Origin of the sequence: Microcystis sp. M015S2 (assembly GCF_020245945.1) — a bacterium.
In the GTDB taxonomy this organism is placed as follows: Bacteria; Cyanobacteriota; Cyanobacteriia; order Cyanobacteriales; family Microcystaceae; genus Microcystis.
Genome location: NZ_JADBTX010000061.1, coordinates 18,069 through 38,675 on the forward strand (window position 1 = coordinate 18,069; position 20,607 = coordinate 38,675).

Annotated in this window: 19 protein-coding genes; 3 read left to right on the forward strand and 16 right to left on the reverse strand. The window is 41.2% G+C overall.

The features are described 5' to 3' along the window. Positions 1-8 precede the first annotated feature (8 nt). The 5 genes from IM473_RS12310 to ccsB form a co-directional block, all read right to left on the reverse strand. Entirely contained in the window at positions 9-593 is a 585-nt protein-coding gene (locus IM473_RS12310; protein WP_287659228.1) for a Uma2 family endonuclease, read from the reverse strand. Between the two features lie 46 nt (positions 594-639). After that, positions 640-1,884 carry an ATP-binding protein gene (locus IM473_RS12315; RefSeq protein WP_287659229.1) on the reverse strand — a complete coding sequence of 415 codons (1,245 nt, stop codon included), beginning with the start codon at positions 1,882-1,884 and terminating at the stop codon, positions 640-642. A gap of 242 nt (positions 1,885-2,126) precedes the next feature. Further along, entirely contained in the window at positions 2,127-3,449 is a 1,323-nt protein-coding gene (locus IM473_RS12320; protein WP_287659230.1) for a serine/threonine protein kinase, read from the reverse strand. Between the two features lie 56 nt (positions 3,450-3,505). After that, positions 3,506-4,399, reverse strand: a complete 894-nt coding sequence (locus IM473_RS12325; RefSeq protein WP_287659232.1) for an aspartoacylase — start codon at positions 4,397-4,399, stop codon at positions 3,506-3,508. Positions 4,400-4,556: 157 nt separating this feature from the next. Next, positions 4,557-5,543: a c-type cytochrome biogenesis protein CcsB gene (ccsB, locus tag IM473_RS12330; protein WP_287659234.1), complete on the reverse strand. Its 987-nt coding sequence runs from the start codon at positions 5,541-5,543 to the stop codon at positions 4,557-4,559. A gap of 132 nt (positions 5,544-5,675) precedes the next feature. Between ccsB and ftsH the strand changes: the two genes are divergently transcribed. Further along, entirely contained in the window at positions 5,676-7,640 is a 1,965-nt protein-coding gene (gene ftsH, locus IM473_RS12335; RefSeq protein ID WP_287659236.1) for an ATP-dependent zinc metalloprotease FtsH, read from the forward strand. Between the two features lie 220 nt (positions 7,641-7,860). On the opposite strand, the gene IM473_RS12340 is transcribed toward ftsH, so the two are convergent. The 3 genes from IM473_RS12340 to IM473_RS12350 all read right to left on the reverse strand — a co-directional run bounded on the left by IM473_RS12340 (position 7,861) and on the right by IM473_RS12350 (position 10,864). Beyond that, a complete protein-coding gene (locus IM473_RS12340) occupies positions 7,861-9,777 on the reverse strand; it encodes a hypothetical protein (protein ID WP_287659238.1) in 1,917 nt (638 codons plus the stop codon). Next, complete coding sequence (locus tag IM473_RS12345) at positions 9,746-10,099, reverse strand: hypothetical protein (RefSeq protein WP_287659240.1); 354 nt, start codon at positions 10,097-10,099, stop codon at positions 9,746-9,748. Before IM473_RS12345 ends, IM473_RS12340 begins: the two co-directional genes overlap by 32 nt. A 213-nt stretch (positions 10,100-10,312) precedes the next feature. After that, positions 10,313-10,864: a thioredoxin family protein gene (locus tag IM473_RS12350; RefSeq protein WP_287659241.1), complete on the reverse strand. Its 552-nt coding sequence runs from the start codon at positions 10,862-10,864 to the stop codon at positions 10,313-10,315. 41 nt (positions 10,865-10,905) lie between these two features. Between IM473_RS12350 and IM473_RS12355 the strand changes: the two genes are divergently transcribed. Together IM473_RS12355 and IM473_RS12360 are read left to right on the forward strand one after the other, a co-directional pair. After that, the gene (locus tag IM473_RS12355; RefSeq protein WP_004163818.1) at positions 10,906-11,310 is read left to right on the forward strand and encodes an NIL domain-containing protein; all 405 of its coding nucleotides are present in this window, start codon (positions 10,906-10,908) and stop codon (positions 11,308-11,310) included. A 235-nt stretch (positions 11,311-11,545) separates the two neighbouring features. Beyond that, positions 11,546-12,955 (forward strand): isochorismate synthase, encoded by a 1,410-nt coding sequence (locus IM473_RS12360; RefSeq protein WP_287659242.1) that lies wholly within the window; start codon positions 11,546-11,548, stop codon positions 12,953-12,955. An 11-nt stretch (positions 12,956-12,966) separates the two neighbouring features. Here IM473_RS12360 and IM473_RS12365 read toward each other — a convergent pair whose 3' ends face one another. From IM473_RS12365 to IM473_RS12400, 8 genes are all read right to left on the reverse strand, one after another. Beyond that, positions 12,967-14,343 carry an aldehyde dehydrogenase gene (locus IM473_RS12365; RefSeq protein WP_287659243.1) on the reverse strand — a complete coding sequence of 459 codons (1,377 nt, stop codon included), beginning with the start codon at positions 14,341-14,343 and terminating at the stop codon, positions 12,967-12,969. Between the two features lie 30 nt (positions 14,344-14,373). Then, a complete protein-coding gene (locus tag IM473_RS12370) occupies positions 14,374-15,852 on the reverse strand; it encodes a hypothetical protein (protein ID WP_287659244.1) in 1,479 nt (492 codons plus the stop codon). A 49-nt stretch (positions 15,853-15,901) separates the two neighbouring features. Beyond that, on the reverse strand, positions 15,902-16,693 hold the full coding sequence (locus tag IM473_RS12375) for a TIGR03943 family putative permease subunit (protein WP_287659246.1): 792 nt from the start codon (positions 16,691-16,693) through the stop codon (positions 15,902-15,904). Positions 16,694-16,717: 24 nt separating this feature from the next. After that, positions 16,718-17,728, reverse strand: coding sequence for a permease (locus IM473_RS12380; RefSeq protein ID WP_287659247.1), 1,011 nt, complete (start codon positions 17,726-17,728; stop codon positions 16,718-16,720). 278 nt (positions 17,729-18,006) lie between these two features. Then, entirely contained in the window at positions 18,007-18,816 is an 810-nt protein-coding gene (larE, locus tag IM473_RS12385; protein WP_287659248.1) for an ATP-dependent sacrificial sulfur transferase LarE, read from the reverse strand. Between the two features lie 214 nt (positions 18,817-19,030). Next, positions 19,031-19,291 carry a type II toxin-antitoxin system RelE family toxin gene (locus IM473_RS12390; protein ID WP_002767715.1) on the reverse strand — a complete coding sequence of 87 codons (261 nt, stop codon included), beginning with the start codon at positions 19,289-19,291 and terminating at the stop codon, positions 19,031-19,033. After that, a complete protein-coding gene (locus IM473_RS12395) occupies positions 19,292-19,507 on the reverse strand; it encodes a hypothetical protein (RefSeq protein WP_287659249.1) in 216 nt (71 codons plus the stop codon). It lies immediately after the preceding gene. A gap of 94 nt (positions 19,508-19,601) precedes the next feature. Next, positions 19,602-20,303: a PEP-CTERM sorting domain-containing protein gene (locus tag IM473_RS12400; RefSeq protein WP_287659252.1), complete on the reverse strand. Its 702-nt coding sequence runs from the start codon at positions 20,301-20,303 to the stop codon at positions 19,602-19,604. Between the last annotated feature and the right edge of the window lie 304 nt (positions 20,304-20,607).

Genomic DNA, 20,607 nt, shown 5'->3' on the forward strand with positions numbered 1-20,607 from the left:
AGCTAAAGTTAGGAGTTGAGATTAAAATCAACTCCTTCGTAAATATCGGCAAGATTTAAGCTAATTCCTAAAGAATCTAGGGATATAATTCCCCTAGCTGGGGTGTATTCTTGCAGTAACCAATTATTCTCTGAGGTTTTGCTATAGGATTCTATTAGTATCTCTCCTTGACTGACGAGAAGATATTGGTTTAATTGGGGTATAGAACGATAATAACGAAATTTATCACCCCGATCATAACTGGAGGTGGAAGGACATAAAACTTCGATAATTAGGCAGGGATTTAAAATTTCATCGTTGCGATTATCACTAAATAATGGTTCCCCGGCAATGATCATTAAATCTGGGTATAAACCTCGATTATATTGGGGGATCCATAGACGTAGATCACTAGATTGAAGACGATAATTAGTTCCTCTTAAAGCTAATTTAAGCAGAACAATCAGATTAATGAGAATACTATTATGATTGATGCTTCCCCCTGTCATCTCGATAATTTCCCCGTCGTGATATTCGTGTTTAGTTTCTGCGCTAGTTTCTAGGTTGCGATATTCTTCTAAGCTGAGAATTTCGGGAGGAGATTGAGTCAACATTTTTACAGATTAGATATTCTTTTATTTAATCATAACACAATTAATGCTACCTATTTAATTCTAATTCCCCTTGGAGAAAATCAATAAATTGTCTAGCAGTTCTTCCCGATCGCCCATTATGTTGGGTTGCCCATTGTTTGGCACGAAATTCTAAGTCTTCTAAGCTAATTTTTAATTTAGCTAAACTTGCTAAATGATGCACTATTTCCAAATATTTTTCTTGATTAGCCGGTTCAAAAGTTAGGGTTAAACCAAAACGATCACTAAAGGATAATTTTTCTTGTACTGTGTCCCAATTATGCACTTCATCACTATCTTTTGGTTGGGGTCGATCGGCGAAAAATTCTCTGACTAAATGTCGGCGATTAGAAGTGGCATAAACTACGACATTTTTCGGTCTAGCGGTGACACTTCCCTCTAAAACAACCTTTAAAGCTTTAAAAGCTTCATCGTCTTCTTCAAAGGATAAATCATCGACAAAGATAATAAATTTTTGGGGCAAATCTCGCAGGATTTCAATAATTAATGGTAGGTCTTTTAATTGCGATTTTGCCACTTCAATTAAGCGCAATCCCTGACTATGATATTTTTGCAATAATCCCTTGACTAGAGAAGATTTTCCCGAACCCCGGCTGCCATAGAGTAGGACATTTAAAGCGCGATAACCTGCTAATAAAAACTCAGTGTTTTTAATCAAGGTTTCCTTGGGAATTTCATAACCGACTATGTCTTGAATCTGCACGGGATCGGGATGAGTAATTCCTTGTAATCTGCCTTCTTGCCACCTTAAAGCTTGATAACGGGCAAAAATTCCTGTACCACACTCACGATAATAATCGGCTAGATCTTCGACTAATTCCGGCCAATCTAAACCAGAATGTAGAAAACTTTCTAATTTATTGTCCACTTCCCAAGCGGGGAAACTGAGAAATTTAATTCGTTCAAAAATTGTCGAATTGCTGAGGCTATAAATGCTAGAATTATAGAGAGATTGGAGGATAGATAAATCCTGTTTCACGCCATTAATTAAAGATTCGGGTAACTCCCAAACACTTTTTTTCTGTACCTGTTGACTAAAGGGATTGTCATCTAATAAAATTTGTTCGACTAGAAAATCATTCCAACTAATATTTTTAGATGCTAAAGCTTGAAACCATTGACCATAGGCTTTTAGAAAATCGGCGATATTATCCGTAGATAATAGGGTAATAAATGCCTGGCCAATAGCATTATCAAAAACCCCTTGATACAAAACTAACAAGCTGACTTTTTGGTAAATTTCAGATATCATTTTTTATTCTCCACTAATAACTAACATTTCATGGCTGATTTTTTGTAATTCCTAATTCGATTTAATAATTGCCGTCCTGTAGCCAAGGGAATGTAAATCAGTTATTATTCTATCAAGATAGGGTAATCTCTGCAAGATTAAGGTTAAAAAAGGTAAAATGCCTACCGACTAATTCCCAAGATTTCTTGAGATGAGGTACAAGGTTTTCGTTTTGGGGAGACGGTTGATAATACCCTGTCAGGTTACACTTCCTCTTGATGAGAAACGTTATATTTGATAAAATTTAACCAATCTTGGATTTCCTGTCCTAACCAGAGACATTCATCCTCGCGGAGATTCTGACCGATAAGATAATAATTTTTAGCCGTCCGCAGACGAATCTGATAGTTACCTTCTGTGCCATTACTATGGAGAAAAATACCCCATAAATCTTGAGTTTTAAAAGCAAATTTTTTGTAGATAAAATTGAAAAGTTTATATTTAATTAAAACTTCTTGAGGGGTAAGAACTAATTGCATTTCTCGCAAACAAATAAAAGCAATTAGAGCTATAATAAAGGTAAGAATCGGGGAGATAAAGACTGTGATAGTAAGGACAATTGCCAAAGACCAGAGGGTAGGAGCATCAGAAGGCAGCTTAATTTTGGGGGGTAAATTAATCTCTAAATTATCCCGGTGTTTAGCGATACGGATGGAACTGTGGGGAGGTTTTGGTAATTTTTTAGGATCGATTAAACTTGATACTTGACGATGGTAGGGATGTTGAAGAAATTTTAGGGCTTCTCTGGCACTTTTAAACCGCTTTTCTACCGCTACATCGGTCATAGTTTCTAACCAATCGATTAAATCATCATCAATTGTCACCAGTTGGCGAAATTGAATTTTAGAGTCGCGGTGGGGCAGTTCTATCGGCACAATTCCCGTCAATAAATGAATTAAAGTCATGCCCAAGGCATATAAATCAGAACCCGGAACTGCTCGGCCCCAAAATTGTTCTAGAGGTGCATAACCACTCGTTCCCACCACAGTAAAAGTAACTCCCGTCACTGCACCGCGGGACTGGACTGCCCCAAAATCTACTAAATAAACGTTATTTTCCGAGTTAATAATTAAATTACTAGGTTTAATATCTCGATGTAATACTGGGGGCGATAATTCGTGCAAATAGATGAGAATTTCGAGAACTTCTTGGGCAATAGTCCGAATTACCGTAGGGGTGAAACGTTGCCCCCTTTCTAAGTGATCACTTAAGGATTCTCCCAGTATATAATCTTGTACAAGTACAAACCAAGGAATCCCATCACCTTGATTTTTATCGAGGGAAAAATAATCGCGATAGCGGGGAATACGGGGATGATGGAGAGAAGCTAAGACGGCTGCCTCCCGTTCAAATAATTTTAATTCTTCCCACTCCATCTGGGGACTAAAAGCGAGGAGTTTAATAATTACCGATTCCTGAGATAATACATCGGTAGCTAACCAAGTTTGACGACCGATAGCGGTATTTCCTAGGCGTTGTTGCAGTTGGTAACGTTCAGCTAAAAGAGAATCAGAAGTAAAGGTCATAGTGGCTTTTCCCTTATTTAGACCTGTTTTTTTTCAGGAAAACTGCTGTGGAGGTACTAATTAATATCGATTTGTTTTTTTGCTGTCCAACAAAGAGCGATTCCTTTTTCTTTATAGGAAGATTCTCCGACAAAGATAGGATATAATTCAGATTCACCACGATAGATAATTTCCTGACCATCAAATCCTAGAAAAATCGGTTGATTGGGTTGAATTGCCTGATAATCTCGTTGGAGAATCTGAGGATGTAACATGGCTTTAATTTCACCCTGTTCATCCCTAGGATAATCGATCGAGCCTAAACGTTGGTAAACTGTTAGGGATTCGCTGAAAGTATCGAGATGGGCAGCGAGATAATTTTCCTGTTCGATGTAGTCTAGGATTTGATAGATGAGTGTTTCGGTTTGACGAAAAAGATAGGGACAGATGACACCATGGTTAACCGGACCGATTTCGAGGGTAAAAGCTAGGGGACAAATTCCTTTCAGAAAATGATTTTCTTCCTCGCTGACGGGATGATAAATTAAGCGCACCTCAGGATTAATTTTAGTCAGATAGGTAAAGAGTTTTAATAGCCAAGGATGGGGGTTAGAATAAATAATCGCCAGCATCATGTTAGATGTGGTGCTGTGAATATCGATTAATAAATCGATGGATTTTTCTCGGATTTGTTGATAGATATTTTTCGCTATTAGTTGTTCATGTTGCCGATAATTAGGATTGGCTAAATCTGCTCGGTTAAAACAACGATTTAAATCCGTATCGATATATCTAACCCGTTGCTTTAGGGCTAAGGGATTAGCGATGAGAGTGTGGGATTGAAAACTGCTGCGGGCCAGGAGATTAGCTGAGTTTTGCAGGTATTTAACCAAATAAGCGGGAGTTAGTTCATTGCCATGCACACCTGCAATTAAAGCCAGATTTTTAATAGTAGTTTTCTGCTCGATCATTTTTTATAATTTTTGAAAAGTTGTAATTATTTATGGTTTGCGGCAAAAAGTTTGTTGGTGGGGTTAGGAGACAGTTATCAGTTATCAGTTATCAGTTCACTGAGAAAACTCCCCACACCCCACACCCTACACCCCACAACCCACCCCTATAACTGATTTAGAAAAACCAGCCGTAGGAATGAAGACCTTTACCTAAAAGATTCACCCCTAAATAACATACCCAAACCACAACAAAACCACTGGCTGCTAGAATAGCCGGTTTTCTTCCCTGCCATCCCCGGGTAATGCGGGCATGGAGATAAGCGGCAAACACTAACCAAGTGATTAGCGCCCAAGTTTCTTTCGGATCCCAACTCCAATAGGAACCCCAAGCTTCATTCGCCCAAACCGCCCCGGCGATGATACCGATAGTGAGAAGGGGAAAACCAAGACCAATGACCCGATAACTGATATTATCGAGGGTTTCCGCCAAGCTGAGACGTTGGGGCGAAAGGGTCGTCATCGCTGTTAAGGTGGGAGTTAAAAGGGCGGTTGTGGCACCGTTAGCCGTTTCCATGAAAACTGGCGCGGAAAGAGTGGTAGATAACTTATTTTGCAGACGATAGGCCCCCGTACCCACGGAACTGCCTTTTAACTCGATATTTTGACCTCTCGTGACGATCAGAAAAGCGATCGCCATCAGGGAACCCACCATCAAAGCAGCATAACTTAACATCATGACGCTAACGTGCATCATCAACCAATTCGATTTTAAAGCTGGAACCAAGGGCGCCGAAGTTTGCATTTCTCCGGGTAAGGACAAAGTGGCAAAAGCGGTAATCCCCATGGCTACAGGAGTCGTCACCACCCCCACCAGGCGACTGCGGCTAGTGTACTCAGCAATTAAATGAACCGCAGTTACACCCCAAGCGAGAAAGAATAAAGATTCGTAAAGATTGCTAATGGGGAAATAACCCGCTTCTAACCAACGCGCTCCCAATAAAGCGGCGATACAGAGGTTAGCGATGGCCACTCCCGTGCTGCCCAGGCCAGGCAACAAAGGTATGCTAGGAAAGGCTGCCCCGGCCCAATAAACCAGCATGGTTAAAAACAGGACTAAAAAAGAAGTGTTATCGAGAAAGTTCTCTAAGCTAACTAAATTCATGGGATTTCTCTCGTTTGTCGCTCGCTCGCTACCAAGTATTCCATCCTCTATCCTATCCCATCGGTAAGGCGATCGAGACAGGGAATTGTTAGTATGAACTTTGTATTTTCACTCTCACCCACCCTAAAAATTATGGCTAATCAAGAAGATAATCAATTTTCCTGGTCGCGTTTGCCGCGGTTAGGCAAAATCCTGCTCATTTGTTCTGGTGTTGCCGCTTTAGGCTATTTTCTTATCCCACGTTCCTCAGAATTATCCAATATTCCCCTCGAACCCTACAGCGAATTTATCAGTAAAGTGGAACGGGGCGACATCAGTAGGGTCAGAATTGGCAATCAAGTCATCTATTATCAATTAAAAAATCCTTTAGAATCCCTGCCTATTCCGGGTAATCCCCCCGTTAATCCCCCAGAATCAAGTAATCCCTTTCACGGTGATTCTAGTCCTCTGGCCAGCAAACCGAGCATTAATCTAGTCTCCGGACGAGTTTTTGCGACGATTCCAGTCGATAACCCCCAATTACCCCAACTATTACAGCAAAAAGGCGTAATCTTCGAGGCGATTCCCGTGGCCGAAAACAGTTGGATCAGCACTCTCCTCGCTTGGGTGGTTCCTCCCTTAATTTTAGTCGCCGCTATGCAGTTTCTGTTCTATCGCAACGATGACACGCGTAAATCGCTGCTTTTTAATAAAAATCTCGCTAAAGTTTACGGAGACGACGAAAAATATCCGATTACCTTCAGTGATGTGGCCGGGGCCGAGGAAGCAAAAACCGAGTTAAAGGAAATCGTCGAATTTCTCAAGGATGCCGAGCGCTTTAATAAAATTGGGGCGCGTATTCCTAAAGGTGTTCTCTTAGTCGGACCGCCGGGGACGGGGAAAACTCTCTTAGCAAAAGCGGTCGCGGGGGAAGCGGGAGTGACTTTTTTTAGCATTTCGGCCTCGGAATTCGTGGAATTATTTGTCGGCACTGGGGCAGCCCGGGTGCGGGATCTATTTGCCCAAGCGAAGAAAAATGCCCCTAGCATCATTTTTATTGATGAATTGGACGCGATCGGTAAATCGAGAAGTTCGGGATCGGGAACTAGCGGCAGCAATGATGAGCGCGAGCAGACTTTAAACCAACTTTTGACAGAAATGGACGGTTTTAGCCCCAAAGAAGCCGTCGTCATCGTTTTAGCCGCCACCAATCGCCCAGAGACTCTTGATGCCGCTTTATTGCGTCCGGGGCGCTTTGATCGCCAAGTTTTGGTGGATCGTCCCGATTTAGCGGGAAGATTGGCAATTTTGCAAATATACGCCCAACGAGTCCAGATGGGTGAAGATGTTAACCTCAAAGCGATCGCCACCCAAACCCCCGGTTTTGCCGGTGCCGATTTAGCCAACCTCGTCAATGAGGCGGCTCTCTTGGCTGCCCGTAATAATCGGGAAAAAGTCAGTCAAATTGATTTTAAAGAGGCGATAGAAAGAGTTATCGCCGGCTTAGAAAAGAAAAGTCGGGTTTTATCGGAAAAAGAAAAGAAAATCGTCGCTTATCACGAGGTCGGCCATGCTTTAGTCGGCGCTGTCATGCCTGGAGGTGGTCGGGTGGAGAAAATTTCCATCGTTCCCCGGGGTTTATCCGCTTTGGGTTATACCCTGAAAATTCCCACGGAAGACCGTTTTTTGATGACAGAAACCGAATTTAAAGAACAAATTACTATGTTATTGGGCGGTCGGGCTGCTGAAGAATTAATACTTGGCAGTGTTACTAATGGCGCTTCCGACGATTTACAAAGGGCGACGGATATTGCGGAAAGAATGGTGACAATTTATGGTATGAGTAAATCCTTGGGTCCCCTAGCCTACGATAAAACGGGACAGGCTAATTTTTTAGGTAATAATCAGGGTAGTCCCCGGCGTTCAATCGGGGAAAATACTGCGAAAGCGATCGATGAAGAAGTGAAACAAATTATCGACGCTAGTTACCAAAAAGCCCTAGCAATTCTCAGTCACAACCGCAATTTATTAGAGTCCATTACTGCTAATCTTTTGACCACGGAAGTAATCGAAGGAGAAGAATTGCAAGAATTCTTAAATCAAGCGCAAATGGTCTGATCAATCCTCATAAATAGGGTTTGCTGAAAAAGTTTTTCGTGGGGACAGGGTGTGGGGTGTGGGGAAGTGGGGAAGTGGGGAAGTGGGAAGAACAAAGCTGCCTTTTGCCTTTTGCCTTTTGCCTTTTGCCTTTTGCCTTTTGCCTTTTGCCTTTTGCCTTTTGCCTTTTGCCTCTCCTCCTAACTAGGGTCTGGTGAATAAATAGTCGAGAATAGCTAACTTAAGGAGAGGGGAGGATCAAAGCATTAGAAAATTGATATTTCCCTGCTTTGACGGTTAATTTTCCCTTTTTCCATGGCAAAGAAACGGGAGAGTTATCTCGACTTAAACTGTTATAAAGGGCGAAATTTTTTGACCAATCGTGCTTTTGACCGTTACGAATTAACATCGGCAGTAGATTGACTTGATTATAGGTAAATTGTAAACTCTGCCCTTGACTGCCTTTAAATAAAACCCTGCCTTGCTTAATTTGAGTTAAATTTACTTGACTTTTTTGCTTAAATATGCCCTTAAAATTCTCATAACTGCCCTGGGTTGCCGCTTCCCCCACTTCCAGAGCAAAACCCGCATAATTGTTACCTGTGGGTAAAGCTTGGTAGGTGTTATCATCGGGATAAGGGGAATTAGGAATCTCGATCATTTCAGGAGAAGAAAGATTTATTAATCTCAGGGCTAACCAAGTTTTTTCTAATTGAATAAACCAGATATTATCATCTTTTTCTACCTTGGCCGTTTTCGGTAATTGCCAGAAAAAAGCTTGATCTGCTGGTCGTAACCAGATTAAAAGATTACGATATTGTCCGATTTCATCCCCAGGATTTTTGCCCGGTTTTACGCCATTTTTGCCAGTGTTAGCCACAAAAAAATCCACACCTTTATGTTGATTAAAGGCCATTAATTTAAACGGGGCCACATCGCCATCGGGAAAAGTTCCCGCCAGACTACCCATTTGATAACTAGCCCCAATAAATTGAGTTTCCCAATAACCCGGACTTTGATTATTGCCCGGTTTCCAGTTTTCATACAAGGGTTTACTGGCGAGAATTTCTACCGGTTTATTAAAGTTTTTTCGGGCTAATTCCATCACCGCTAAAGGAGGACGATAACCACTGGTAATTAGATAAAGAGAGTCCAATTCCGGGCGATTATTGGGGACAGGGGTATCACCAAAATATAACCAAAAAGTGCGGGCAGAATCCGATCGCATTACCCCATTACTACCACCATAATCGCGTTTTACTGGACTGCCCCAACCACCGCGATAATATTTAACACTAGCGGCCATGGCTAACCAATCTAAGGCCATTTTTGCCCATTGTTTAACTTCCGTATCTTGAGCAAAATCGTAGAGATTGAGATAGGGAGCAAAGGTGTGACCGTGATAAACTTCTGAATCCCATTCTCCCATGCCGATGTTATATAAAGCCGAAACGTAACGCTTAATTTTACTTTTATAAATTTGACGAGTTGCTTCATTGCCGGTTTCTTCGGCCATCAGATAAACTGATGTTTCGCGCATCGCCCGCAGGTTATCAGTATTGCGACTATCTACCCATAAACCCCGTCTTGTTATACTCCAATCATTACCCGTTCCTTGGCCAGTACCGTGGATAGGGTGAGGCCGTTGTAAAGGGTCGGTTTCTGTCCAAATTTTCGCCGCATTATACATTCTCTGACGATAAACTGGATCGAGATACTTTCCGAGAAGAAAATATTTTCTAATTTGTCCTTTCAGGGTAAAAGAAAAATAATAATCTATATAATCAGTGTGGGCTTGTTCTGCTGTTTGTGGGTCATCCTGCTGCAGGAAATCTAGGGCTTTTTGCTGGTTTCCTGCCAAGAAATCAAACATGGCCATAGGATAGGATTTTTTCTCGTTTTCTCCCCACAAATTGCCATAACTTTCTGCCCTAGCAAAATGGTTAATAACTTGCTTTGCCCTTTGTTGAAATTCTGCCTCTAATTCTGGTGTCCAATCGTTAAGATATTGGGGTTGAACTTCGGCAACAGGGAAGGAAGCGATCGAGTTTTGAGAAACCGAATAGAGGGAGTTAAAGCCAATAGTAAATAGGGCAATTATTCCCGCTAAAATTAGGTATTTAATTCTAGATCCAATCGTCATCTTCGGCAAATTCATCGATGTTTCCTTGATTTTCCAGGGACTGAGGTTGATTCTCTTTATCTAATTGTAAAGGTATTGGTTCGGGGGGGATAATTTCTGGTAATAATTCTTCGGGTTTTTGACCATCTACCTCCACCACAATTATTTCTGTGGCGGGAAACCAAAGTATCCGGCCTTGATCATCACAAACCGTCACTGATCGCGATTTATCTGGAGTCTCCGTTGCGAAGAAATCTCCTAACATTTTGGTGGGTAAAATGTTCTTACTTTCACCCCCACTAACTCCTAGGAATATATATTCGTTACCCGTGGTCAAATGTTGAACAATAATTGCCATAGTTAAAAAATTCAGTCAATGAAATGTAAGTAGTCGTGTAAAATAAATTTCCTAGGGAAGATAGGCAAAAGGCAAGAGGCAAGAGGTGGTTAGATATGTGTAATTAATTTTGCTTAGGTACTTACCTATTGATAGTTGACTCTTGAATGATAGCTTTCAGCCATGAGCTTTCCACTGATAACTGATAACTGATAACTGATAACTGATTACTGATTACTGCTTAACTTGACTGCCGTGACTGCGAGGATCGGTTTGACTAGCACCCGCAAGGACATTAAAATCAGAAGACTGTCCCGTAGTGGTGGCATAGGGTAGGGTAGAATTAGTTAAAAGTGCCTCTAAATTAGCAGTTAAAATTGATTTTGGCTGTTCTCCGATCGCTTGGGCAACTGGTTGTCCTTGATTATTTAAAAAGACAAAATGGGGAATACCATCCACACGATAACGGAGAATTTCCGGCAACCATTTATTATTATCAACGTTGAGCATGACAAAATTAATGGCATTACCGTATTGTTTTTTAATTTCGGCAATTTCAGCGGCCATCGCCTGACAACTGGTACACCAATTAGCATAAAATTCTGTTAGGGTGGGTTTACCATTGCTGAGGGCAAGATCGAAAGGTGTCGCTTTTTCCGCTTGCGCTTCCAAAGATACAGAACTAGCGGTGGTTTGAAACCCGAAGAAAATCGCTACACTAAGGATAACTGCCGTTACTGCCAGCAGCAGATTTCTGATTTTATTGGTGGGTGTGGTGGCTGTCATGGATAGTCTCTCAAAAATTATTCCTATCCTATCCTATCCTCATGAAAAAACGAGTTACTCTCACTTTTCCCAAAAAAGCCGTCCATATGCCCGTTACCTATCGACTGGCGAAGGATTTTAACGTCGCCGCTAATATTATCCGCGCCCAAGTTGCCCCCAATCAAGTGGGAACATTAGTATTAGAATTATCGGGAGATATCGATGAGCTAGAAGCGGCGATCGAATGGTTACAATTACAAAATATTGGCGTTTCCCAAGTTAGTCGCGAAATCGTCATCGATGAAGAAAAATGTGTCGATTGTGGGTTATGTACGGGAGTTTGTCCCACGGAAGCTTTAACCCTTGATCCCGAAAGTTTTCGTCTCAAGTTTTTGCGTTCCCGTTGTGTGGTTTGTGAACAATGTATCCCCACTTGTCCCGTGGCGGCAATTTCTACAAACTTGTAAAGTAGCAGTTATTAAATTAATTTTTTTGCCCATTTAAATAATAGCCGTCTCTGGAGATTTTAAGCCTTCATTTGTCTCCAACGCGGTTAATCGTCACAAATATCCCAGTTTCTTTCTACATAAAGACCCTTTCTCCGATACCATAGTTAAAAAGAGATTGCTGACTCTGGCCACATCTGTGGGGATTACATACCATTAATCATGGTTTTTTTGCAAAAAATACAAAAAACTTGACATGACTTCTGCCGTTCCTCGCCTTTCCTATCCTGATAGTCCGATTGCTGATCTTCGCGGCCTCTATAACTTTATCCTCAACCCGCAACTGTTAGCCGCAGAAAAGGGAAATCCGTCGATCGTTAGTTTTTGTCAAAAAATTTCCCCCGTTGATCCCCTAGAAATTCTCTCTCGGATTGCCTCTAGCTATGCCACCCATTGTTATTGGGAAAATCCCGAACAAGAAACCGCTTTTCTCGGCTACGGCATCGCCTTTACTGCCACTTTCCACGGCAAACAACGTTTTTTAAAAGCTCAAAAATTTATTGAAAACTGTCAACAAAGAATTATTAAAATTGATAACTATAGCGAGATTACTCCCCGCATCTTTTGTAGTTTCACTTTTTTCGACTCGGAAAGAGCTACCCCCTTTCCCTCAGCTACCCTAACCCTGCCTAAGTTTCAAATTATCAAAAAACAGTCGGAATATTTTTTCCTTACCAATCTCCTAATCACCAGCGAAAAAGAAATAGAAAACTCCCTCGAAGAAACTATCAACAACCTCAAAATTATCCAAAATAACTCGAGCAATTGCCGACAAAATCCCCACCAGGATTCCTGTAGTTATTATATTCATCCTACCTATAATTTTCAAGCGGCTGTTGCCGATGCCCTCCAATCTATCCACGCCCAAAATTTTAGCAAAATTGTCCTCGCTCACGCTCTTGACGTGATTTCTCCCCGTCCTTTTCATCTGGTAAACTGTCTCGATAATTTGCGTCAGCGTCATCCCGATTGCTACACTTTTTCCCTCGGCAATGGACGGGGAGATCATTTTATCGGCGCTAGTCCCGAACGCTTGTTAACTGTCCATCAGGGGCAATTAATCACCGATGCTTTAGCGGGATCCGCCCCCCGGGGAGAAAATGCGATCGAAGATGCTCTTTTAGCCAATAAACTCCTCGCTAGTGAAAAGGAACAACGGGAACATCGGGCCGTTAGTGACTTTATTAACCAAAAACTGCGACAAATTGGCTTAAATCCGCAAAATTCTCCCTCTAGATTGTTAAAACTCTCCAATATTCAACATCTCTGGACTCCTATCTATGCTAAACTAAAACCCTCCATCCATCCCCTCGAAATTGTTGCCCAACTACACCCCACTCCTGCTGTTGCTGGGGTTCCCACCGAGATCGCTTTAGCACAAATTCGTCATTATGAAACCTTTGATCGCTCTCTTTATGCCGCTCCTTTGGGTTGGATCGATTGTCAAAATAATAGTGAGTTTATTGTCGGTATTCGTTCGGCCTTAATTGAAGGCAATCGAGCGCGATTATACGCTGGTGCGGGTATTGTTGCTGGTTCCGATCCGGAAAAAGAACTAGCAGAAATTCAGCTTAAATTTCAAGCTCTCTTAAAAGCTTTAACCTAAACTATAGCTTTTCACCGAACCAATAACTTAAATAAGCCTAATTTACCCTTAAAAGGCGGATATTTTAGAGCGGGATTGAACCAAAGAGGTGTTTTCATAATCGCTTTTTGGTGACTAAAATTCTCAAAGGAAAAACGACCATGATAGCTACCAATACCGCTATTTCCCCGACCACCAAAGGGTAAACTAGGATTAGTAAAATGAAAACTATTGTTATTAATACAACCTCCCCCAAACTGGACTGATTCTAACCATTTCTTTTCGGTTTTTGCCTTGGTAGTAAACAGATAAAAAGCTAGAGGGTTAGGGTTTTTAGCAATAATTGCTAAAGCTTCCTCAAAAGTGCTAAAGGCAATGATCGGTAAAATTGGACCAAATATTTCCCCTTGCATAATAGGAGCATCGAGGGAAACATTAGTTAATAAAGTTGGTTGAATATATAAATTTTTTCGATCAGTTTTGCCTCCAAAAACAATCTCACCATCTTGGAGAAATTCAATCAAGCGATCAAATTGTTTCTCATTAATTATCTTACCATAATCAGCACTTAATCTGGCATTTTCACCGAAAAAATTAACAATAGTATTAGCTAATTCTCTGATCAAATTCTCCTGCTGGGATTGATGTACCAAAACATAATCAGCTGCGATACACATTTGACCACAATTCGAGAATTTTGTCACGGCAATGCGACGGGTTGCCACGGAAATATTAGCATCAGCTTCGATAACACAGGGACTTTTTCCCCCTAATTCTAGAGTAACGGGAATTAACTTTGCTGCCGCTAGTTGATAAATAATTTTTCCTACCCTTGTACTGCCAGTAAAAAATATATGATCAAAGGTAAAACTGTCTAACATATTCGGAATTACTTCCGCACCATCTCCGGGTACAATTAACACATATTCTTCAGGGAATATCTCTTTAATTATTTTAACTACTAATTTTTCCGTCGCTGAGGCAAACTCACTCGGTTTTAATACCGCACAGTTACCGGCAGCAATAGCACCAACTAAAGGTACTAATAACAATTGGAGGGGATAATTCCAAGCACCAATAATTAAAACCACTCCTAAAGGTTCCTGGATAATTTGACTAGAGGAGGGGAAATTTAAAAGATTAGTTTTAACAGTTTTGGGTTGCATCCATGAGCGCAAATTTTTTAAAGCGGTATTAATTTCCACCAAAAGGAAGCCATTTTCAGTAATCCAACAATCTTCGGGACTTTTCTTTAAATCGCTATATAAAGCTTCATAGATCTCCCCTTCATATTTAATGATTGCCTGTTTTAACTTCTCTAACTGCTGACGACGGAATTGATAGGAACGAGTGGCACCACTGGCAAAATACTGACGCAATTTGGCTAATTTTTCTGAGTTTGACAGCATCGAAATAATTCCCAAGTTAATAATGAAATTCTACGGCATCCACTGGGGACGAATTCCCTCTAGAGGTAATTCAATTAAATCAGATTTACTTGCTTTTACTCCATCTTGTAGGGGAGGAATTAACATCCACAAACGACCACCGATAATTGTCTCTCCTGAATCGGTAGTCAGGGGATTAGTGGGATTACTATCATAACTGGTGCGAAGTTGATCAAAAATAATCGCTAAACTATCGGGAGATAAACTAATGTGAATATCACGATAATCGGCTAATTCCAGTAGGGGAGTCACTTGACCAGTCTTCACATCTATTTTAGCAAAATAGGGTTTCTCTTTGTACTCTTGACTGTTAGTAACTAACTCGGTTAACAAACAATACAAGTCACTACCGGTGGCATTAAATTGACAATCTATAATCGAACCTTGTAGATTGAGTAAGCGTTTTTGTAATCCTTGATTATTGACATAAAAAAGCGATCGAATATAACGCATTTTGGCATTATCCGTATTAAAATTCACCATTGCTGCGGCCGTACCATCGGCAGAAAAATTCAAAATTCGCCCAAATTTTGGTAAAAAATCCAGGGGTTTGGTATCAGTTTTTAAGGGCAAAAGAGCGATTCCTTCCCCCTGGGTAACAGCTAAAGTTTTACTATCAGGTGCGATCAAAAATTCCCCACCTTGTATGTTTAATTGTTGGGGTTTTTCCCCCGGTTTAACTGCCCATAAATCGAAGTTAATCGGATTGCGGCGCTCAATTCTCTGCACGACAATAGTTTCCCCATCTTTAGCTAAATCAAAGTGATTATTTTGATAATCTTTATTGTCTAGCACTAACTCAATTTTTAGAGGCGATTGACTGCTATCAACTTGGTAAAGCTGCAGTTCACGAATTCCCTCTATCCCCCGATTTTTAGCCACGGCAGAAAAGAGGATTTTTTTACCATCAGGGTAAAATTCAAAAGCCATAACGGTCAAATTTGCGGGGGTTAAGAGGGTTTTCTTCTCCTCGGTCAAGTTATAAAAAATTAATCTTCCCTGTTCTTCCCCATTAGTGCCAATATAGGCAAAAGCACGATCACGACTTTTAAATTCTCTTTCAAAAATTGCCAGGGTTTGTCCTAATCGATTACCGCTGCGAAATTGTTCTCGCGCACCTTCAATTTGCAGATGATATTTTTCTCCGTAGGGAATGGGAGAAGTGAGAGTATAAGCTAATCGTCTTCCGGCCCAACTAAACTTCCCCGGCAGCGGAGGATCGATAACTAGATTTTTTTCTACACTAGCATGATCCATGGGGCGATCAAAAGTGATAATAAATGCTTGATCTTCCGCTCCAATTTCTCGATTTTCCCAGCTAAATTCCTTGACCCTTGGACCGGTTTGTAAAAGACATTGATTACCACAGCTATTACCTAACCAAATTAAGCCACCAATTACTAAGGTTAGCGATACAATTAATGTTATTGCTAATTTATCAATCGGTTGTAATTGTAAGGTCTTGATCATTATAGTAGATGGTTAGTAACAACAACTGCTCACTGATAACTGATAACTGTTAATATCCGTAGGGATCCGCAGGAGTGGGTATAGGTTTCACGGATTTGGCCTTAATTACTAATTGTCTTCTGGTGGTTGATTTTCCCACCTCTACCGGTAAAGATTCCGTGACCATTTCTCCGGTGATTTCTAACCAAGTATCATTGGGATATTGACCGCGACTTCCTGATAGTTTCACCGGCAAACCCACGGGATAAGCATCCACGGCACAACAGGTAAGAATAAAGCGACTAATTAATAAATAATTATCGGGTAATTGGGGCAATTGCACCACAAAACCTGTGACTTTTACCGGTTGTCCCGTGTAGGCATCAGGTTCGGGGTAAGCATTCAAAGTTCTTACCCATTCAATTAAACTTTTATCCTCCGGTTTAACGGTAGTACCAAAGGATTGAGTTTGCACGCGAGTTAGGGGTAAAGATTCACTAATTCCCCTCTGTAATGCGATTTGACTACTGAGGGGCTGCGGGGCGATAAATAGACCTAAAAGGGCAGTTATTACTAATAAACCTGAGCCAAAATGTTGGGGAAGAATGGTAAGATGCGATCGATTATCGTTACTATCTAAATTAATCTTTTTTTGCCACTGTTTTAATAATGTCCAAAGCTTGACTAATCCTAGGGCAAATAAAGCAATACTGGTGATGAGAACCAGGATAAAATAATTAGGATGTATCAGTAAATTTAACTGTCCAGTGATCCAGTATTTAAATAGTAACGAACCCCAACCGATTAGGGCAATAATATCGATCAATTGGGGGGCGATTATTTTTAGACGTGATGAATTCATGGGAAAAACTATCTGGGTACTGACCTAAAATAAATAACTGTGAGCCAAGGTGAGTAAAAAAGTCATTTGCGCTGCTAAAGCAAAGAGATAAATTAACATTCTCGGTTTAAAAATAGACAACATTAAACCAATCCCTTTCAGGTCAATCATTGGACCGAACACTAGAAAAGCCAGCAGGGAACTACTGGTAAAACTAGAGGCAAAAGAGAGGGCAAAAAAAGAATCAACTGTGGAACAAATCGAAACAATTACCGCTAACAGCATCATGGCCAAGATCGAAGTAATTGGATCCTGACCCAAATTAAGAATAAATTCCCGGGGAACAAATACCTGTAAACCGGCCGCTATAGCACTTCCTAGTATTAACACTCCTCCTAATTCGCGTAATTCCATCACCACGTTTTCCAGAAAAGTTAACCAGCGCCTTTTCATCGGGATAGCTTGTACTGCTGGTAGGACAGCAGTAGCGGCAAAACTTTCATCTAAGCGCAAAGTTTGCCCAGAATTACCGATCAGAAAAGAACCGGATTGTAGTAGTAGTGGGATAGATTCTTTTTCCGGTATTTGCGGTTGCCAATTGAGACTTTTTGCCAAAGAGGTTTGTAGGAGCGGTCGGGGATCTTTTTGGATACTAAAGATAATACCGATAACCGTAGCGATGAACAAAGAAAAGATAACTCGATAGAAAACAATTTCCGGTTGATCGCGAAAAGCTACCCAAGTGGACCAGATAACAATCGGGTTAATTGTCGGCGCTGCTAAGAGAAAACTAACCGCTACTGCATTCGGCATTCCTTGCACAAGTAAACGTCGCGCCACTGGCACATTGCCACACTCGCAGACGGGGAACAAAAACCCAATACATCCCCCCACAAATGCTCCTAAAACAGCATTGCGAGGCATCAAGGCAACTAGGCGACGTTCATCGACAAATATTAAAAGAATACTAGAGAGAATCACCCCTAGCAGTAAGAAAGGCATCGCTTCCACCAACAGGCTCAGGAATAGGGTAAAGGCATTTTGTAGTTGACTCATCTATCCTCGCCTTGGCAATTAGAGGTTTAAGGGTAAAGACTTAGGGACCCTAGAAAAAGGTTCATCTATCAGTTATCAGTGACCAGTTATCAGTTATCAGTGACCAGTTATCCGTTATCCGTTACAGCCTTTCTCGTCAAGATGAAGTATAACTCAATTTGGTATTGACGACCAGCGACCGGCTCCCCAAAAGGAAAACTTCGTACCTCACCATTAAGATAACTGTTAGAGCAGATTTGAGTTTTCAGTCCACTGATTACTGTTTACTGATCACTGAACTAGAGGACTCGATTAAGCTTGCCGCTTTGATAACCTTCTAGATCGAGGGTGACATAGATAAAGCCTAATTTTTGCAGATCAGCGACTAATTCGCTTAAATTTGTCCGATTAATAAAGTCGGGGATTTCTGCTGCTGGTAATTCAATCCGTGCCGTATCGCCGCTCGATCGCACCCGTAATTGACGATAACCTAATTTTCGCAGATAAATCTCCGCCCGTCCGACTCTTTGCAATTTCTCCAGGCTAATTTCCTCCCCGTAGGGAAAACGGGAACTTAAACAGGGTTGCGCCGGTTTATCCCACCAAGGTAAATTTAAGTAACGAGATAGTTGACGAACTTCGCTTTTTGTGATACCAATTTCCGCCAAAGGTGAACGAGCGCCGCGCTCCCTGGCTGCTTGAATACCGGGACGATAATCCCTTAAATCATCAGCATTAACGCCATCGATGACGTAGGAATAACCACGAGCGAGAGCAAGGGGTTTAAGGGTGTCGTGTAGCTCACTTTTGCAGAAATAACAGCGATTAACCGGATTACTGGTGTAATTGGGGTTATTCATTTCCTCGGTTTCCACCAATTCGTGCCGAATACCGATATAATCCGCTTGAGCGATCGCTTCTTCTAATTCTTCCGGCAGTAGGGAAGGGGAAACCGCCGTAATTGCCAATGCTTGACTCCCTAGCAGATCATAAGCCACTTTGGCCACTAGGGTGCTATCCACGCCCCCAGAATAGGCAATCAGAGCTTTTTCACTGGTTTTTAAGAGGTTTTGTAATTGTCCGAGTTTATCAAGTAATTGACTGTCCATGGCGGCGATTTTGGCAACTGGTTTAGGGAGACCGTTTTTTATTATATGTCGTGCCGTAATTAATCAGGGCTATCGATCGATTTATATTGCCATAATTTCGTCAATAATTGGGCTGTCTTTGGCAATTTTTACTAGAAAATAATCTCGCTATTCTAAGGATGGACGGTTAAAATGTGTCTTAGGTTATTGCTGATCCCATTATTTTAGTAAGTATTTAGTCATAAACTTCACTTCTATGACCTACTCTAATAATAATAATTATCCTACTCTCTCGATCAAATTCATAAATAACCCGATAATCTCCTACTCTTAATTTGTAAAACCCTGACCATTCTCTCGTAAGAGGTAGGGGAGTTATCTGTTCAAAGTTGATAGCTAACCATTTAATTTTATTAAGAATCCTCAGTCTGATAAAATCGGTGATCAAATCTAAATCAGTTATCGACTCTGGTTCAAACGTAACAGAATAGCTCATTTAAGGTTCTATCCCATATCTTTTATCCACCTCAGATGCGGGAATAGTCGGTCTTCCTTGTAGTCTTTTTTGTTGGATTTCTAATAACTTTTCTTTAAAAGATTCTTTAACTTGTTTTCCCTCATCTGGATCACCAAAGTATTCATCTAGAGTATCATCTACTGTATTACGGATTAAACTTTGTAACTCTTGGGGAGTCATGTCTTTTATCTGCATATTTGCCCCTATTCAGAAAAGATAATTGACCTATCACTCCCGATTATATCAAGATATCGGGGCAACCCCTGTAGTTGCCCCTCTTAAGGATAATTTATCCCCGACGACGAAGGGAAGCGGCACCCAACGCACCCACAGCGATTAAACTCACTATACCACTAGGTTCCGGGGTTGACACAGGACCGCCACCAGTGGGAGTGATATCCCCATTAAGAGCCACAAACCCACCCCCGGCAACATTAGCAGAGTTGCCACCAGAGAAGTAGACTCCAGATGAATTAGCATTCAGTCCATAGAGACGGAACTGCACTGGTCCGGTTTGGGGTGCTAAACTGCTTAGGTCAAAGCTGTAGGTATTAAAGCTACCTGTTAAGTTAACTTGTGTGCCTAAATTACTGGTGAACCCATCAACACTAGAGCGCAAGACTAAATTTAGCGCACTTTCATCTCGCTTCGCATTGAGTTGCAAGTTAGTAAAATCGACTTGAAAACCTGCACCGGGTTGCACGGCAAATTCCACGTATTGGTTGGTATTAACAGTGCTAGTTGTATTCCAACTGATGGCTCCACCACCCCCCAACACGAAGAAGGAAGAATTATTAATCCGACCTATCCCGGCGGTGTTTAACCCAGTGCTGGTTATATTCGCACCTACAGTATTCGCCGCTCTGGGATAGGTCGCGGTAGAAGCATTAAAATGATTCCAACCAGCTACGATTGCCGCTTGAGCAGGAGTAACCCCAGCTACTAACCCCATCAGAGTCAAGGGGGTTAAAATTGTCAGTAATTTTTTCATGGATTTGATGACAGTAATAAGACAAAATTATGGTCATATTTAACGCTAGTTTTGCGCCAATATCCTGAGGCTAAAAATATCACAATGGGGGGGGGAGTCAAGGGTTATTTAATCATTATTTATTATGATTATTATATTTAAGATAGTTTTGGGTTATATAAATATTGGCTCTCTTGGATTTGGTGGGTAAAATGTATTCTAAGATACATTGCTCCTAGCGAGGGGGTGGAACGAACCACAAAGACACAAAGGACACAAAGATCGATCCTATGTAAGTTAAACTGATCACACAGAACCGAGAAGA

Bases quoted from the DNA above. Each gene is read 5' to 3' on its own strand.
- IM473_RS12310 (WP_287659228.1), bottom strand. From the start codon at position 593: ATGTTGACTCAATCTCCTCCCGAAATTCTCAGCTTAGAAGAATATCGC.
- IM473_RS12315 (WP_287659229.1), bottom strand. From the start codon at position 1,884: ATGATATCTGAAATTTACCAAAAAGTCAGCTTGTTAGTTTTGTATCAA.
- IM473_RS12320 (WP_287659230.1), bottom strand. From the start codon at position 3,449: ATGACCTTTACTTCTGATTCTCTTTTAGCTGAACGTTACCAACTGCAA.
- IM473_RS12325 (WP_287659232.1), bottom strand. From the start codon at position 4,399: ATGATCGAGCAGAAAACTACTATTAAAAATCTGGCTTTAATTGCAGGT.
- ccsB (WP_287659234.1), bottom strand. From the start codon at position 5,543: ATGAATTTAGTTAGCTTAGAGAACTTTCTCGATAACACTTCTTTTTTA.
- ftsH (WP_287659236.1), top strand. From the start codon at position 5,676: ATGGCTAATCAAGAAGATAATCAATTTTCCTGGTCGCGTTTGCCGCGG.
- IM473_RS12340 (WP_287659238.1), bottom strand. From the start codon at position 9,777: ATGAATTTGCCGAAGATGACGATTGGATCTAGAATTAAATACCTAATT.
- IM473_RS12345 (WP_287659240.1), bottom strand. From the start codon at position 10,099: ATGGCAATTATTGTTCAACATTTGACCACGGGTAACGAATATATATTC.
- IM473_RS12350 (WP_287659241.1), bottom strand. From the start codon at position 10,864: ATGACAGCCACCACACCCACCAATAAAATCAGAAATCTGCTGCTGGCA.
- IM473_RS12355 (WP_004163818.1), top strand. From the start codon at position 10,906: ATGAAAAAACGAGTTACTCTCACTTTTCCCAAAAAAGCCGTCCATATG.
- IM473_RS12360 (WP_287659242.1), top strand. From the start codon at position 11,546: ATGACTTCTGCCGTTCCTCGCCTTTCCTATCCTGATAGTCCGATTGCT.
- IM473_RS12365 (WP_287659243.1), bottom strand. From the start codon at position 14,343: ATGCTGTCAAACTCAGAAAAATTAGCCAAATTGCGTCAGTATTTTGCC.
- IM473_RS12370 (WP_287659244.1), bottom strand. From the start codon at position 15,852: ATGATCAAGACCTTACAATTACAACCGATTGATAAATTAGCAATAACA.
- IM473_RS12375 (WP_287659246.1), bottom strand. From the start codon at position 16,693: ATGAATTCATCACGTCTAAAAATAATCGCCCCCCAATTGATCGATATT.
- IM473_RS12380 (WP_287659247.1), bottom strand. From the start codon at position 17,728: ATGAGTCAACTACAAAATGCCTTTACCCTATTCCTGAGCCTGTTGGTG.
- larE (WP_287659248.1), bottom strand. From the start codon at position 18,816: ATGGACAGTCAATTACTTGATAAACTCGGACAATTACAAAACCTCTTA.
- IM473_RS12390 (WP_002767715.1), bottom strand. From the start codon at position 19,291: ATGAGCTATTCTGTTACGTTTGAACCAGAGTCGATAACTGATTTAGAT.
- IM473_RS12395 (WP_287659249.1), bottom strand. From the start codon at position 19,507: ATGCAGATAAAAGACATGACTCCCCAAGAGTTACAAAGTTTAATCCGT.
- IM473_RS12400 (WP_287659252.1), bottom strand. From the start codon at position 20,303: ATGAAAAAATTACTGACAATTTTAACCCCCTTGACTCTGATGGGGTTA.